This window comes from Streptomyces tendae, assembly GCF_008632955.1.
Taxonomy (GTDB): Bacteria; Actinomycetota; Actinomycetes; order Streptomycetales; family Streptomycetaceae; genus Streptomyces.
The window spans coordinates 2,590,068-2,604,696 of the sequence record NZ_CP043959.1 but is presented as its reverse complement, the minus strand read 5'-3'; the positions used below and the strand labels follow the sequence as shown (position 1 = coordinate 2,604,696).

Genomic DNA, 14,629 nt, shown 5'->3' with positions numbered 1-14,629 from the left:
CGCTCCACGGACAGGCCCCTGACCCGCCAGGCGGCCGGGGCAGCTTTCGGGCTATTTCGGGCTTTCTGCTTCGGGTTCGCTGCGGCTGGCCAGTCGTTCGTACCGCTGCCTGGCCGCTTGCGGAGTTCCGAGCCCGAGGCCGAAGGCGATCTCTTGCCACGTCATGCCTCGTCCGCGCGCCATCTGCAGGAGTCCGGTTTCCAGTTCGTCCATCTCCCCGCGCATCAGCGGCACGAGGCTCAACGCGGCGGTGATGTCGGCCTGGTCCACCTCCGGCTCGCCGTCGTCGAGCAGTGCGGCCCCACTGAGCAGGAACGAGACGAGCCTGACGGCTTCGTGCGGTCCGAGGACCGAGGGATGAATTTGTCGGTGGCGTTGCTCGTCGGTGGCCGCGTGCCGCTCGGCGATGCGAAACAGGGACGCATGGACACGGTGCGCTCGCGCCTGCTCCGGCTGCTGAGGCGTGAACGGGTCGGCGTGCTGTTCAGGAGTGGACGACATGAGAAGAGGATGCGGCGGCCCACGAACCGTTGTCAACGAGTCGATGTAAACAACTCGTTCAAATTGCGCCGCCTGCGGGTTGTCCACCCCGTCCTCACCGGCGACCCGGGGCCGGAGGCCAACGTATGGCACCGGCGGCTCTTCCTCCGCGCCGCCAACGCGGGACTCGTCCCCTGACGTCTGGTTCCGCCGCGCTTCGGGCAGTGCGCGTTCACCGTCCCATGAGCTCCTGATTGGGCGTGGGAACAGTCCGTCTCCACGCCGCCTCCGTGTCTGGTTGACTCCGCGGCCACCCCCACATCCGTACCGGCACCCCACCGCGGGGCGTCGGATCGTCGTGCGTGAGCGGAGTCGTCTTGGAGTTCTACGGAGCGGAGCCGTACCGGCAGGGGCCGCCGGTGCCTGATGACCGCGCCCTGTCCGCCCACGTCCCGGCGGAGGCCGCGCGGTTGGCGGTCGGGTTGCGGGTCGGTCTGCGGATCGGCCTCGTGTGGGTGCTGTACGTGGTGGCCGCCGCGCTCGTGCCGGGTGTGTACGGCACTCCGGTCGCCGGGGCCGTGAGTCTCGGGGCGGTGCTGGCCGTCGTGCCGCTCGGGGTCGGTGTGCACGGTCTGGTCGCGTACGGGCGACGGGCCGACCGGGTCACCGCGGCGAACGAGGCGGACGACCGGAGGTGGGCATGACCGCGTTGCTGGATTCCTCCTCACGGTCGCTCGTCTTCGCCGTGTTCTCCGTGTTCGTCGTCATCTGCCTGATGCTGTGCGTCATCACCGGCGCCGACGAGGACGACCGCGCCCTCGTGCGGTCCGACAGCCGGCGGCTGCGCTCCTGGCAGCAGGGCATCGCGATGGGCGGCGACACCACCACCGTGGCGACCGTCACCGTGCTGGTCGGCATGGTCGCCACCACCGGGTTCGACGGGCTCGGCGTGATGCTGGGCAGCCTGGTCGGAGTCCTGCTGTTCCTCGTGCTGGTCATCGAACCGCTGCGCGCGCACGCCTCGCTGACCGCCCCGGACCTGCTGGACGCGCGCGGCAACGGCGGGTCCGCCGTGCGGGTGGCGTGGGGTGTGGTGACCCTGCTCGTCTGCTTCCCGTTGCTGGTCGTGCAGTTGGTGGTGGTCGGCAACGTCGCCGCCGCGCTGCTCGGGCAGCCCGGCGCGCGGACCGGCTGCATCGTCGTCATCGGCTGTGTGATGACCGCGCTGGCCGTCAGCGGCGGCATCCGGGGCACGGGCGTGGTGATGATCGCCAAGTCGGTGATCGCCGTCCCCGTGCTGCTGGTCACCGCCGCGCTCGTCCTGCACCGCTTCGGCGGGGATCTCGGCCGCCTGCTGGACGCGGCCACGAACGGATCGGGGACGGGCGAGGGATTCCTGCGGCCCGGTGGTTATACGGGTGACGGCTGGGTCGGGGCGGTGAACCGCGTCGGCCAGATCCTCGGCATGACCATGGCCACGTTGGCCATGCCCGCCGTACTGATGCGGGCCATCGCGACGAAGAGCCCGCGCGGGGCCCGGACCGTCGGCCGCTGGATGCTCGGGGAGCTGGTCCTGCTGTACGGCGCCCTCGCCGTCGTCGGTGTCGGCGCGGCGGCGCTGGTCGGCGGTGTGCTGCGGGAGGCCGGCCCGTCGGCGCAGGTGTTCACGCCGCTGCTGCTGGGGCGGGCGCTGGACAGCGGCGGCATCCTGGTCGCTGCCCTGGCCTGCGTCCTTTTCCTCACCGCGCTGGCCGCCGTGGTCGACGTGACCCTCGCCGCCGGGATCACCCTGGGCCGGGACGTGCTGGGGGCCTCCGGCGGGCGCCCGGCGGGCCGGGTGGACGGCACCGCGTCGCGGTGGGCCGCCGCACTGACCGGGCTCGCCGCCGCGGCCGTCGCCGTGGTGTGCGCCGACTGGAACCTGGTGGTCGTCTCGACGCTCTGGCTCGGCCTCTGCGGCGCCGCCCTCGCGCCCGTCCTGCTCTACGCGCTGTACTGGCCCCGCTTCACCGCCCGCGGCGCGCTGTGGTGCCTGTGGGGTGCCACGGTGGTGACCGTGGTGGCGCTCGCGGTGTCGCCGTACATGTCCGGCACCCCCACGTCGATCATGCCGGGGCACGACTTCCGGGTCTGGGACGTGACCATCCCGGGGCTGGTGACGACACCGGTCGGGTTCCTGCTCGGCTGGCTGGGCAGCGTCACGGATCCGCGCCGGACGGCAGGCGACACCGTCCGGAGGTCTTCACCGCGTGCCGCCCACCGATGAATTCCGGTCGGTGGCACGGTCGTAATCGGTACACGGACCGGACACCCAGGAGGACACCATGTCCCGGAAGATCGTCGCCAGCCTGTTCATCTCCCTCGACGGTGTCGTCGAGGCGCCCGACCAGTGGCACTTCCCGTACTTCAACGACGAGATGGGCGTGGCCGTCGGCGAGGGCCTGAGCAACGCCGACACCATGCTCTTCGGACGCGTGACGTACGACAGCTTCGCCGGCGCCTGGCCGGCGCGGGAGACGGCGGGCGCGGAGGACGCGGGCTTCGCCAAGCAGCTCGGCGACATGCGCAAGATCGTGTTCTCGCGCAGCCCTCTCGATTTCCAGTGGCGCAACTCGGAGCAGGCGCAGGGCGACGTCGCCGAGGTCGCCGCCGCCCTGAAGGGCGAGTCCGGGGGTGACATCGGGCTGAGCGGCTCGGTGTCGGTCATCCGGCAGCTGCTCGCGGCGGGCCTGCTCGACGAGCTCCAGCTCCTCGTCCACCCCGTCGCCGTACGCAAGGGCATGCGCCTGTTCGACGAGGGCGAGCCGTCGATCCCGCTGCGGCTGCTGAAGTCGCAGACGTTCAGCACGGGTGTGCTGAATCTGGTGTACGGGCCGGACACGGCGCCGCCGACGGGCGGTTACAAGGAGGCGGTGGCGTCGCTCGGGGAGTAGGGCGGGGTCAGTGGAAAACCAGCCTTAGTGGGAGGCCAGCCATCCGACGCCCAAGGCACAGGTCAGGCCGGCGGCGGCCATGGCGGCGGGCCGGTTGCGGTGCAGTGCGAACCAGAACAGCGCGGCGGTCACCGCCACGGCCCCCGCCCCTATGGACGCACGCAACGGCCCGTCGCTGTACCCGAATTCATCGGCATGCTGTGCCAGCCAGGCGAACCAGGTGATTCTCACGACGCTTACGTGTCCCTCCTGTTGTGGTGATGTTCGGGTTCCGGAGTGCGGCACAGGATCCGCGTGCCGACGTCGCTTCGGCGCGCCCGTCAACTCTGTCACGCGGCGCCGTGACGTTGTTGAACGCGGCAACCGGCATGCCCACAGCCCCAGTTGAGGCGTAAGGTCGTACCTCCTGAGGGAGCGCGAAAGGGGAGACGCGTGGAACCCGTGGCGGCGGACCTTCTCATGGCCCTGGCGAGCGGGACCGCCGGGGCGGCCGGGCAAAGTGTGTGGGAGCGGCTGCGGACCCTCGTGCAGCGGTCGCCCGACCGACAGCCCGATGCAGTGCAAGGTGACGGCGAACCCGAGGTGGGCGCCTTGGTCGGAGCTCTCGACGAGGACTCCTCCGACGAGGAGCGCGCCGCCCGACTGGCCGAGGGTCTCGAACTGCGCGCCCGGCAGGACCCCGCGTTCGCCGAGGCGCTGGCGTTGTGGCGGCGGGAGGCGGAGCAGGTGTCCGGCGCGGCGGCCGGCGGTGGCACCCAGCACCAGGAGATTTCGGGCGGCACGCAGCACAGCGTCGTCTTCACCCGCGACGTCCACGGTTCGATCAATCTGGGCTGACCGGGGAGGAGCGGGGCGTGGCGAGCGGCGGCGACGGCCTGCATCAGGAGATATCCGGGGGAACCCAGCGGAACGTCGTCTTCGCGCAGGTCGTCGAGAACGTCTCCCTGCACGGGGACAGCGACCTGCACGCGGGGCACGGTGCGGGCGGGCCCGGCGCCCGTCGCAATCCCGGCGTGGCCGTTCTGCCCTACGCCGTCGGTCTGCTCGGGGTGTTCCTGCTCATCGCCCGCCCCGAGCTCCCCCTTCCCGCACGCCTCGACCCGGGGCCGGTGGTCGGCGGCGGACTGCTCCTCGCCGGCACCATCGGGCTCTCCGCGTGGTCCTGGCTGCGCGGGAAGTGGGCGTACCGGCGCCGGGCCGCCTGGCGCACCAGGCGCACCCTCGACCGCGCCGCCGAGGCGCTCGCGGAGAGCCTGGTCGTCCGCTACGACGAGGACGAACGCCTGAGAAGGCTCAACGACCCCCACCCGCTGGACGTGGCCTGGACGACCCTGCCGCCGCCGAGAGAGGAGAGCGGCGAGGAGGAGGCCCCGTCGGCGCGGCCCGGCCCACCGGACATCGCCGACTACTACACCGCCACCCCCGCGCGTCGCCTCGTCGTCCTCGGCGGAGCCGGCGCCGGGAAGTCCGTGCTCGTTCTGCGCCTGGCCCACGCCCTGCTGCATCGCCGGACCCGCGGCTCCGGCGATCCGGTCCCTTTGATCGTGTCGCTGGCGTCCTGGGACCCGGACCAGGGACTGTTGCGCTGGATGGCGGAGCAGCTCGCCGACGCGCACCCGCCGACGCGCACCCGGAAGCCTGCACCCCGGCGCCCGACGTCCCGCCGACGGAGGTGGCCTTCCACCTCCTCCTCACAGGTCGGGTCCTGCCGGTGCTCGACGGTTTCGACGAACTCCCCGAGCACCGCCGGCCCGCCGCCCTCCGCCAGATCGGCGAGACCATGCGCGGCCGCCGGCCCTTCGTACTCGCCAGCCGCGAACCCGAGTACCGCCGACACGTTCTCGACCAGCTCGACTTCGAGCGCACGGAGATCCACCTCAGGCCGCTCGGCGAAGCGACCGTACGGGCGTATCTCAGCCCCGGCCGGGCTCCCACCCGCTGGACACCGGTCCTGGACCGGATCGCCGACCGCTCACCCGCCGCCCCACCCGAGGTACGGCGGCTGAGGCAGGTGCTGTCCGTTCCGCTGATGGTGGGACTCGCCCGGGTCGCGTATGCCCGCGTCGGTGCCGATCCCTCGGAACTGCTCGAGTCGGATGTGTTCCGGTCCCGCGCCGACATCGAAAGCCATTTGTACGACGCGTACCTGGACGCCGTCTACAGCTCCTCGTACGACATCCAGACGGCCCACGGCGGCTGGTCACCCCAACAGGCTCGCACCTGGATCGGTTTCCTCGCCGCGCACATGAAGGCGGTGAACGAGCAGGACTTCGCCTGGTGGCGACTGGACCGCACCCTTCCCCGGTCCGCCTCCGTGCTCGTCATGCTGCCGGCACTCGTGGTCGGCTGGCTGTCGGTGGCCGTCGTCGCCTTCGGGATGCCGTGGTGGCGGCAGTGGCTTCCGCTGCCGTCCCTGGCCGGGGCGTACGCGGTGCTCTGCGGGTTGGCTCTCCTGGCGGAGGCGGCCGAGCGGACCACCGGGCGGCAGGAGCCGCCGCGCAGGCTGCGCCGGCCCGGACGCGGGGATCTCCGGGGCGCGTTCACCTCGTGGCCGGAGCGAGGGCTGGGAGTTCTGGCCGTCCTCACGATCGGCGCCACGGTGACGGCCGTCGTCCGCCGGGACGGCTCGTCGTTCCTGTACCTCTGGCTCTCCGGCGTAGTGGTCTGGTGGTACGGGCGCCGAGCTCTCAGACACGTGTGGCGCGGCACCGATCCGGCCAAGGCGGACAGCCCGGCCGCCCTGCTGCGGGCGGACCGGCGGAGCGTGATCACCGTGGGCTGGTTCTCCCCGCTCCGCCTGACCGACGATGCGACGCCGTTGCGGCATGTGCTCGCCCTGCCGCCCATGCTGCTGTTCGCCTGGCAGTCCGTAGGAGGCGGCAGGGACGTCGTCACCGTCGGCGACTGGACGCTGATGGCGGTGGCGACGCCGGTGTTCTGGCTGCTGTTCGCCTTCGGCTCCTCGGCGTGGGGCGGGTTCACCATGGCCCGCCTGTACTTCTGGGCCACCGGCCGGCTTCCCCGGCGCCTCCTGCCCTTCCTGGAGGACGCACATGCCCGGGGGGTACTACGGCAGGCGGGCGGCGTCTACCGGTTCCGGCACATCGAGCTGCGGAACCGTCTCGCTCTCCGTGTGCCGTCCGAGGTGCGGGCGCGGCCCCGGAGCGCGCCCGGGCGGGTTCGCCGAGCCGTGGCCGCGGGGCTCGCCGCCGCTGTCGCCGGCGGGCAACTCGTGGTGGGCTCCGGTGCCGTGGTCGCCGAGCGTCTGCCAGGACCTGTCCGCTCGCTGCCCACCGCCTGCGCACTGCTCGACGCGGCGGACGCGGCCCGGCTGATGCGGGATCCGGTCCGGGTGGCCGCCGACGACGCTGCTTCGTGCTCGGTGGGCGAGCAGGCGCCGTTCAGCCGCAACGTGACCATCGGCATCAGCCCCATCCTGCTCACCGGGAACGGCGTCACCGTCAGCGGAAGCGAAATGGCTCAGGTCCGCTACGGACAGCTTCGCGCCGGCGCACCCAACGCCGGGCAGAGGGGGGTGTCGGACGACGGCTTCCACAGGGATCTCCGTGGCCTCGGCCACGAGGCGTACGTGGCCGCCTGGTCCCGCTCGGCCGACACGACGGCCCGCCTTGAGCGTTCGAGGACGGTGGCCAGAGTGGGCGTACGGGTCGCCAACGCTGTGGTCCAGGTCGACTACAGCGAGGAGTTCGCCTCCTTCGACCGTGCTGCCGAGGTCGCCCAGGTCCTGGCCCGGCAGGCGCTGCGCCGGGCCGGCCTCGACGGCACACGCCCACGGGACGGTGACCCGAAGCCGCTTTCCCGGGGTGCCACCGAGCCCGCTGTCGACGGGCCGCTCTCCTCGGTCACCCCGCAGTCGGCGCTCCCCGCCAAGGAGAACCGCTTCGCCTTCTACAACCGGCGGGCCACCGGTTCCGTGTACGGCGCGACCTGGCAGGACGACGAACGCTCGTACATCTGGGAGCTGGCGTTCGCTCCTTTCGTCTTCCGCGCGCCCAAACACATGGACTGTCACCGGAACGGCAGTTACACGCGGAGCGCGTACACGTGCACGGCGGTGCCCGACCTCGTCGAGGCCGGCTTGCTCCCCGACCTGCGCCTCGAGATCCGCAACCTGCGGTGCGGGGTGAACTGCAGCGACCAGCAGACGGCGGCATACCTGCGCTCCGCTCCCGATCACGCCACCACCCCGTGGACGAAGCACAACGAAGCCACGTACTACGCGGCCGACGTGGTCGGTGACGGCCGCTACCGCATGACCATGCAACGATTCTGGGCCTGGCAGAACAAGACAGAACGCACCCAGCAGGCCTACCTGCTGTGGGTGCGCGTCGAGGTTCCGTCCACACACCGGGCTTTGGCACAGAAGATCGTCAACGACATGTACGCGCAGACGGGCGCCGGCGACATCGTTCAACTCGGCTGAACCCGTCCTGCTCGGACTCGTCGCCCATAGGTGACCCGCCTGGCCAGCACCTCGAAGGGACCCCGGTGACCCCTGCGATGCATCTGGTGGGCGAGGAGAACTGTCCCCGTCCACGTCGCCAGGGCCAGGAGGGCCGTGGTGGTGACGGTCAGGGTCCCGGAGAGGTCGAGCAGGAAGGGCGTGAAGACGAGCGTCCAGATCACCGACTGCACGAGGTAGCAGGTCATCGAGCGTTGGCCGGTGGCGGCGATCGCGTTCACCACCGACCCCCGGCGGTTCCCGAGGCGCAGCGCGAGCAGGGACACCGCCGCCGCGTATCCGAAGCCGCCGAGGACGCCCGTCGCGTCGTGCAGCGGGCCGATCAGTTCCTGGGCCGGCCGGTCCGGCACGCGCACGACTCCCGCGAGCATCAGTGAGATCGGCTGGGCGCCGAGGACGGCGGCGCCCAGTCCCACGGAGGCCGTGACCCGCAGCAAGGCCCGGTAGCGCTCCGGCTGTTCCAGGATCCGCCGGCGGCCCGCCCAGAGCCCCGCCGCGAACGGACACATGAAACCGAGGGGTCCGAGCAGCGCGATGTAGGGCGCCGTCTGCGCCCGCTCCACCACCATCGTGAGCAGGTCGGCGGGGAGCAGCGCGCCGTCCGGCGGATCGGTGCTTATGGTCGACGACTCCCCGCCCGGCAGGGAGACGAGCACCAGGAACAGCGCGGCGGTCAGCAGCAGCGAGCGGTCCTTCCAGCGGGCCATCCACGCTCCGACGAAGAGCAGCACCCCGTAGGCCGCCAGGATGTCCCCGACGTACAGCAGCAGTGCGTGCAGCGAGCCGATGACGACCAGCGCCAGGCTGCGCCGCCACAGCAGCCGTCGCACCGAGCGAGGTGTGCTGTCCTCCTGCCTGCTCACGATGCGGGCGACGCCGTACCCGAACAGCAGCCCGAACATCGGGAACGCCCGGCCGTCGACGAACGTCGAGATCAGCCACGTCACCGCCGAGTCCACGGGGGAACCATCGCGGGGGTAGCCGCCGAGCACCGACGTGCCGCGCAGGAAGTAGTGCGAGTTGGCCAGCGCGATGAAGAGGAGCATGAAGCCCCGCGCCAGGTCGGGGGCGAGGGCGCGGGTGGCCACGGCGGTGGGCTCGGACGTCCGGGTCGTCATGCGTCCAGTCAAGGGCGCGCAGGTGGGGGCAGGACATCGGCCAGGAGTCGGCCGCCGCGCGACTTTCGTCCACGCCTGTCGCCGGAGAACCGGCCGATGGGGACGGCGATGTCAGTGGGGGCTGCCACTATCGGCGGGTGGACGACAACGAGTTCGACTGGCGGACGTTCCTGCGGCGTTGGCAGGACGAGTGGGTGCCGAGCGAGGACGAGGCGATGGAGCTGGCGGAGGGGGACACGACCCTCGCCGAGCTGACGCTGGAGTCGCCGCCGGCCTCCGAGGCCGAGGTGGCCGATGCCGAGCGGCGTCTGGGGACCCGACTGCCGCCGTCCTACCGGGGGTTCCTCCTGGCCAGCAACGGCTGGAGCCTGCGCGACGATTCGATCTACCAGCTCGGTGCGGCGCACGAGATCGGCTGGTTCGGCGACCCGTTCGGCATGACGCCGATGTACCGGGGGAACCTGGACGAGCGGTCGACCGGGCAGGACGTGCTGCTCGCCGGGATGTGGGAGCGCGCGCTTCAGCTGGAGACCGACTCCGACATGTCCTATGCGCTGCTCGACCCGGGCGACACCGACGAGGACGGTGAGTGGGCCCTCTACGTCTACAAGGGCTGGAGCGGCGAGTACCCGGCCCGGTATCCGTCGTTCCGTGCCTACATGCAGCGCCGGTACGAGTCCTTCCACGCCGAGCGGGCACGACTCCCGGACTTCGTGAACGACACCACCCGCGCCCGGGACGCCGACGTCGAGCGGGCGCGGGAGGACGCGCTGAGCGGGCGGTGGGAAGCCGCGCGGGACCTGCTCGCCGGCGCCGAGCGCTACGGGCGGCCAGGGGCCTGGGGGATGCTGCGACAGCTCGACACACTGGCCCAGGGCTACGGGGTCAATACCGCGAGCTTCGGCGGGCTCGTCGCCGATCCGCGCTGCGTGCAGGACCTGGTGCCCGTCCTGGCCCTCGCTCATGTGCGGGACAGCCGCCCCGGCGGCCCCGCCCGTCATTTCGCGCTGGGCGCCGAGACCGACGACGGCGTTCGAGCAGCCGCCGACGAGATCCTCGCCCGGGTGCGCGACGGCTCCCACCGCTACGCACCGGACGGCGCCTTCGGACAAGCGGTCGCCGAGGCGAGGGACGCGGCGCGCTGGGGTGACACGGACACCGCGTGGCGGCTGATCCGCGCCGGGCTGCCGTCGTGGTCGCCGCCCGCGCCGGACCTGCTGGCACCGCTCGGCCTGCTGGCCGACCCGGTCCTTGGGCCGGTGGTGACGCGAGAGCGGGGGCTGGAGTTGCTGGCCACGCCCCGGGCCGGCCGCACGGGCGCGCTGCCCGAGCCGGTGCCGGACCTGGATCCGCCGGGGCTGTGCTGGCTGGCGGAGCCCCAGCGGTGGAACGCCCCGCACCGCTCCTACCGCTGTCTGTGGGTGGAGGGCGTGGAGCCGGAGGCGCTGCCCGGTCTGGTCGGTGAGGACGGGGGTGCGGGCGAGGACGGGGGCACGGGACTGACCGCTGCGCCCGTTCGTCCCGCCGGGTGGTTTCCGTACGACGTCGGGCAGCGGGACGACTCGGCGCCGTGGGAGGACCGGGCCGTGATGGCGGTGGGCCGGACGGGCTGCGGGTGGGCGTTCGGCTTCGACGCGGCCCTGCGGGCTTCGGAGCCCAGGACATTCTTCGTCTCCCCGGCCGCCGGCGCCTCGCGCGGCGGACGCGCGGTGGTGCTGTGGGTGCGCCGCGGTCGCGACGACACCCCCGCGGTGTTCCACCTCTCGGTGGCCGAGCGGGGTGAGGAGCGGTACGCGTACACGCTGCGCGGCACGGACGTCGAGCGCTCGGGGCAGGTGCCGGCGGCCCTCGACCCGGAGCATGTTCTGCGCGGCGTCGACGACGCGGACCGTGAGCGGCGCCTGCTGGCCGCCGTGCAGGACGAGTTCGGCCTCTCCCTCCCCCGGCACGCCCTGGCCGAGGGCATCCTGCCGCAGCTGACCACCCGGTCCTGGAACCGCGCGCCCCAGGAGGGTGAGGCCTTCGCGTACGTCACGGTCACCGTCAGCCCGCGATGACCCCGGCCGGGAGTGGTCCGGCCGGGGGCGGCCTCGGCCGGACGGGTCAGACCGGGGCGGGTCAGGCCGGGGCGGGTGAGGCGGCTTCGTGGATCACGAGTTTGAACTCGGCCAGGACGATCTTGCGGGCCACCGAATCGTCATGGGTGGCGCGTACGGCGAGGGGGACGGCCGGGTCCACGAAGATGCCCCAGCTCTTGGTCCAGCACTGCATGCCGGGGCTGGGCGGGCGGTGCTCCGTGGCCGTCGTGTCGTTCGGGTTCGGGGTGAGACCGAGCGGGTCGCGGACGAACTGGTCGCGTAGTTCGCTGTAGCCGCCCGCCTCCCACTGGATCATCGCGTACAGGGTTCCCCAGCCGGCGACGCTCGGCCATATGAGTCCGGAGCGCGGGTCGGTGTCCCAGCTGGTGATGACGTACCCGTCCGGCTGGTTGACCTGGTGCATGGTGAAGTGGTCGCTGGACTCGGCGGACCCGAAAGGGAACCTGATGACCGTGTAGGGGCTGTTCGCCGGGATCGTCTGCGGTGTGTCCCGCTTGAGGGAACAGACCTGGACCCCGGCCGCCGCCGTCGTGTGAGTGGACATGTCCCGCTTCTTCCCGTCCGGCGGCCCGGTGAGTCGGCGCACACCGCACTCAACGGGCGGAACCGCCGGGGAACTTACGTATGCCATACAACCGTTCGACGTCTCGAACGGTCTTCATTGATGACCAACGCGGTCATTTTCACGAGGAGATCGTCATTTTCGCGCTGCGCAAGACTCTGACCACCACCGCCGTCGCCGGCATGGTTCTCGCCGGCACCGCCGCCTGCGGCACCGTGGAGAACCTGTCCGCCGGGCAGAAGCTGGACAACGCCTTCGACAAGCTCGGTGAGGAGCGTTCGCTCTCCTTCGAGCTGGACCTGGACACCGACGCCGCGTCGCTGAAGGCGCTGGACGCCGAGTCGTCGGAGCCGGGCGAGGAGATGCCCGACGAGGTCGCCGAGCTGCTCAGCGAGGCGCGGATCAGCTTCTCCGTGCAGTCGAAGAAGCCGATCGAGAAGTCCGAGGAGAAGGACTTCACGGCCATGGCGATGAAGGTCAGCGGCGCCGACGGCGACCTGCTCGAGTACCGGCTGGTCGGCGACCACGTCTACTTCCGCGTGGACGCCGTGAAGCTCGGGGAGCTCTCGGGCAGCCCCATGCCGCCGGCCGACGAACTTCCCGCCGAGGCGGGGGCGTTCAAGAAGCTCCTGGACGGCAAGTGGCTGAAGGTCTCGAAGAAGGAGATGGAGGAGACCGGCAAGGGGATGGCGGGTGCCGGGGCCCTCGGGGGCGAGGAGCCGTCGGCGGAGCCCAGCCTCGACGCCAAGGCGCAGAAGAAGCTGACGAACGCGCTGAAGAAGGTCGTCGCCGAGAACGTCGACCTCACCGCCTCCGGCGGGTCGGACGGCACCGAGCACATCAAGGCGACGGCGCCGTTCCGCACCCTGGTGACCGAGCTGTTCGACACGCTCCGGCCGCTGCAGAAGGACCTGCCGATCGGCGACGAGCTGCCCACCGCCAAGGACTTCGCGGACGCGCCCAACAAGAAGGTCACCGCCGACTTCACCCTGAAGAACGGTGAACTGACCGAGGTGTCCGTGGACCTCGCCAAGCTGGCCGACAAGGCGAAGGTCAAGAAGTTCGCGCTGGTGTTGCGCGTCGGCAAGGGCGAGAAGACCACGGCGCCGGCCGGTGCCACCGAGGTGCGCGTCGAGGAGATCCTCGGAGGGCTCTTCGCCGGGGCCGTCGGCTCCGCGTTCACGGACGAGGAGTTCGGTGATGCGTCGTTCGAGGAGGGCGACCTCTCGGACGACGTGCAGATGTGGTGAGCCGTCCCCTGAGGGCCGGAGCCGCGCCGGGGCCTCAGCCCGCGGCCACCGCCTCCCAGGGGACCGTGCGGTCGCACCAGCGGTTCAGCAGGGTGCGGTCGTGGCCGACCGACAGCAGGCCCGCCCCCGTCGACGCGCGGTAGTCCTCGACGACGCGCACCAGCGCCGCCGTCGTCGACGCGTCCAGCATCGCCGTCATCTCGTCGCACACCAGCCAACGCGGTCGCAAAGCCAACGCGCGGGCCAGGCAGGCGCGTTGGAGTTGGCCGTCGCTCACCTCGTGGGGGCGGCGGCCCAGCAGGTCGGGGGTGAGGCCGACGGTGTCGGCCAGCTCCGCCACCCGGTCGGCGGCCGAGGCGCGCCGGCCGGTCGCCCTCAGGGGTTCCGCGATCAGGTCGGCGAGGCGCAGCCGGGGGTCGGCCGCCAGGCGGGGCTGCTGGAAGACGACGCCGACGGCGGTGCGCTGTGCACGGGGTGCGCGGTGCCGGAAGCGGTGGACGGGTACGCCGTCGAGGACGACCTCGCCGGCGACCGGGCGGTGCAGCAGGGCGGCGACCCTGGCCAGGGTGGACTTGCCGCAGCCGCTCGGGCCGAGCAGGCCCACCGCCTCGCCCGGGGTGACGGTGAGGGTCGTGTCACGGACGACGGGGGCGCGGCGGTCGTAACCGGCCGTGACGGCACGCAGCTCAAGCACGGATGTCCTCCGGGGTGGGGGCCGTCTCCGGCGGGCCGGCGGGGGCCGGGTGGTGGCAGGCGACGGAGTCCCTGAACGGCGGCAGGGTGGCGCAGAGGCCGGTGGCCCGGTCGCAGCGGGGGGCGAAGGCGCAGCCGTCGGGGAGGCTGCCCAGCTCGGGCGGCAGCCCGGGGACGGGCGTGAAGGACCGTTCGGGGAGGGCTTCCAGCAGACCGCGGCTGTAGGGGTGGCGGGGGCCCGGGGCGCCGAAGAAGGCCGGGGCGCCGGTCAGTTCGACGATGCGGCCCGCGTACATGACGGCCACGCGGTCGGCGATACGCTCGGCGGCGGCCAGGTCGTGCGTGATCATCAGCAGGGCGTGGCCGTCGTCCACATGGCGGCGCAGTTCGTCCACCGTGCGGTCCACGAGGTCACGGTCCAGGCCGGTGGTGGGTTCGTCGGCGAGCAGCAGCGGGGCGTCGCCGATCAGGGCGAGGGCGGTGGCGGCGCGCTGGGCCAGACCGCCGGAGAGTTCGTGCGGGTGCCGGTCGAGGTGGTCGAGGGGGAACTCGACGCGTTGCGCGGCCCGTTCGGCCGCCTGACGGCGGGCGGCGCGGCCCCGGGTGCCGGTGAGCCGGGCGACCGTCTCCTCGATGTGGGAGCGGATGGTGCGCACGGGCGTGAGGTGCGCCGCCGGGGACTGCGGGACGAGCCCGACACGGCGTCCCCGTACGGTACGGGCGAGGGTGGGTTCGTCGGCGGTGAGCAGGTCGAGGTCGCCGAGGTGGGCGTGCCCGGCGGTCCGCGCGTTGGCGGGGAGGAGCCCGAGCAGGGCGGAGGCCAGCACGGACTTGCCGCAGCCGCTCTCCCCGATCAGCGCGAGGCACTCCCCCGGCGCGACGTCGAACGACGCGTCGGACACGGCGGCGACCCGCCGCCCTCCGGGCAGCAGGAAGCGCACGGAGAGCCCGCGGACGGACAGCACCGGTGCCATACGGGTCCGTCCGACGCCGGTCCGCCCGGCGCCGGTC

General features: G+C 72.2%; 13 protein-coding genes. 7 read left to right on the top strand and 6 right to left on the bottom strand.

The features are described 5' to 3' along the window. Positions 1–51: 51 nt before the first annotated feature. Positions 52–501: a DNA-binding protein gene (locus tag F3L20_RS12175; protein ID WP_150157308.1), complete on the bottom strand. Its 450-nt coding sequence runs from the start codon at positions 499–501 to the stop codon at positions 52–54. Positions 502–842: 341 nt separating this feature from the next. On the opposite strand from F3L20_RS12175, the gene F3L20_RS12170 reads away from it, so the two are divergent. From F3L20_RS12170 to F3L20_RS12160, 3 genes are read left to right on the top strand one after another with little or no spacing between them, the layout of a single operon-like run. Then, entirely contained in the window at positions 843–1,184 is a 342-nt protein-coding gene (locus tag F3L20_RS12170; RefSeq protein WP_240810883.1) for a hypothetical protein, read from the top strand. Continuing rightward, positions 1,181–2,746 (top strand): sodium:solute symporter family transporter, encoded by a 1,566-nt coding sequence (locus F3L20_RS12165; RefSeq protein ID WP_150154300.1) that lies wholly within the window; start codon positions 1,181–1,183, stop codon positions 2,744–2,746. Before F3L20_RS12170 ends, F3L20_RS12165 begins: the two co-directional genes overlap by 4 nt. A gap of 58 nt (positions 2,747–2,804) precedes the next feature. Beyond that, on the top strand, positions 2,805–3,413 hold the full coding sequence (locus tag F3L20_RS12160) for a dihydrofolate reductase family protein (protein WP_150154298.1): 609 nt from the start codon (positions 2,805–2,807) through the stop codon (positions 3,411–3,413). A 24-nt stretch (positions 3,414–3,437) separates the two neighbouring features. On the opposite strand, the gene F3L20_RS12155 is transcribed toward F3L20_RS12160, so the two are convergent. Next, on the bottom strand, positions 3,438–3,644 hold the full coding sequence (locus F3L20_RS12155; protein ID WP_150154296.1) for a hypothetical protein: 207 nt from the start codon (positions 3,642–3,644) through the stop codon (positions 3,438–3,440). 360 nt (positions 3,645–4,004) lie between these two features. On the opposite strand from F3L20_RS12155, the gene F3L20_RS34500 reads away from it, so the two are divergent. Next, entirely contained in the window at positions 4,005–4,250 is a 246-nt protein-coding gene (locus F3L20_RS34500; protein ID WP_240810882.1) for a hypothetical protein, read from the top strand. 874 nt (positions 4,251–5,124) lie between these two features. Beyond that, positions 5,125–7,857 (top strand): hypothetical protein, encoded by a 2,733-nt coding sequence (locus F3L20_RS12140; protein WP_167534513.1) that lies wholly within the window; start codon positions 5,125–5,127, stop codon positions 7,855–7,857. Here F3L20_RS12140 and F3L20_RS12135 read toward each other — a convergent pair. Beyond that, positions 7,845–9,014, bottom strand: a complete 1,170-nt coding sequence (locus F3L20_RS12135; RefSeq protein WP_150154288.1) for a DUF418 domain-containing protein — start codon at positions 9,012–9,014, stop codon at positions 7,845–7,847. The two genes, F3L20_RS12140 and F3L20_RS12135, sit on opposite strands and share 13 nt — an antisense overlap. Positions 9,015–9,151: 137 nt before the next feature. On the opposite strand from F3L20_RS12135, the gene F3L20_RS12130 reads away from it, so the two are divergent. After that, on the top strand, positions 9,152–11,071 hold the full coding sequence (locus tag F3L20_RS12130) for an SMI1/KNR4 family protein (protein ID WP_150154286.1): 1,920 nt from the start codon (positions 9,152–9,154) through the stop codon (positions 11,069–11,071). A gap of 61 nt (positions 11,072–11,132) precedes the next feature. On the opposite strand, the gene F3L20_RS12125 is transcribed toward F3L20_RS12130, so the two are convergent. Beyond that, a complete protein-coding gene (locus F3L20_RS12125; RefSeq protein ID WP_150154284.1) occupies positions 11,133–11,657 on the bottom strand; it encodes a hypothetical protein in 525 nt (174 codons plus the stop codon). 200 nt (positions 11,658–11,857) lie between these two features. On the opposite strand from F3L20_RS12125, the gene F3L20_RS12120 reads away from it, so the two are divergent. Further along, positions 11,858–12,925 carry a hypothetical protein gene (locus F3L20_RS12120; protein WP_150157306.1) on the top strand — a complete coding sequence of 356 codons (1,068 nt, stop codon included), beginning with the start codon at positions 11,858–11,860 and terminating at the stop codon, positions 12,923–12,925. 34 nt (positions 12,926–12,959) lie between these two features. On the opposite strand, the gene F3L20_RS12115 is transcribed toward F3L20_RS12120, so the two are convergent. Continuing rightward, entirely contained in the window at positions 12,960–13,619 is a 660-nt protein-coding gene (locus F3L20_RS12115; protein ID WP_150154282.1) for an ABC transporter ATP-binding protein, read from the bottom strand. Next, complete coding sequence (locus F3L20_RS12110; RefSeq protein ID WP_150154280.1) at positions 13,612–14,592, bottom strand: ABC transporter ATP-binding protein; 981 nt, start codon at positions 14,590–14,592, stop codon at positions 13,612–13,614. The genes F3L20_RS12115 and F3L20_RS12110 overlap by 8 nt, the downstream gene beginning before the upstream one ends. Positions 14,593–14,629 lie beyond the last annotated feature (37 nt).

What these genes read in the sequence shown, in the direction of transcription:
- F3L20_RS12120 (WP_150157306.1), top strand. Translation starts at nt 11,858, where the DNA reads ATGGTTCTCGCCGGCACCGCCGCCTGCGGCACCGTGGAGAACCTGTCC.
- F3L20_RS12160 (WP_150154298.1), top strand. Translation starts at nt 2,805, where the DNA reads ATGTCCCGGAAGATCGTCGCCAGCCTGTTCATCTCCCTCGACGGTGTC.
- F3L20_RS12135 (WP_150154288.1), bottom strand. Translation starts at nt 9,014, where the DNA reads ATGACGACCCGGACGTCCGAGCCCACCGCCGTGGCCACCCGCGCCCTC.
- F3L20_RS12165 (WP_150154300.1), top strand. Translation starts at nt 1,181, where the DNA reads ATGACCGCGTTGCTGGATTCCTCCTCACGGTCGCTCGTCTTCGCCGTG.
- F3L20_RS12110 (WP_150154280.1), bottom strand. Translation starts at nt 14,592, where the DNA reads ATGGCACCGGTGCTGTCCGTCCGCGGGCTCTCCGTGCGCTTCCTGCTG.
- F3L20_RS12175 (WP_150157308.1), bottom strand. Translation starts at nt 501, where the DNA reads ATGTCGTCCACTCCTGAACAGCACGCCGACCCGTTCACGCCTCAGCAG.
- F3L20_RS12125 (WP_150154284.1), bottom strand. Translation starts at nt 11,657, where the DNA reads ATGTCCACTCACACGACGGCGGCGGCCGGGGTCCAGGTCTGTTCCCTC.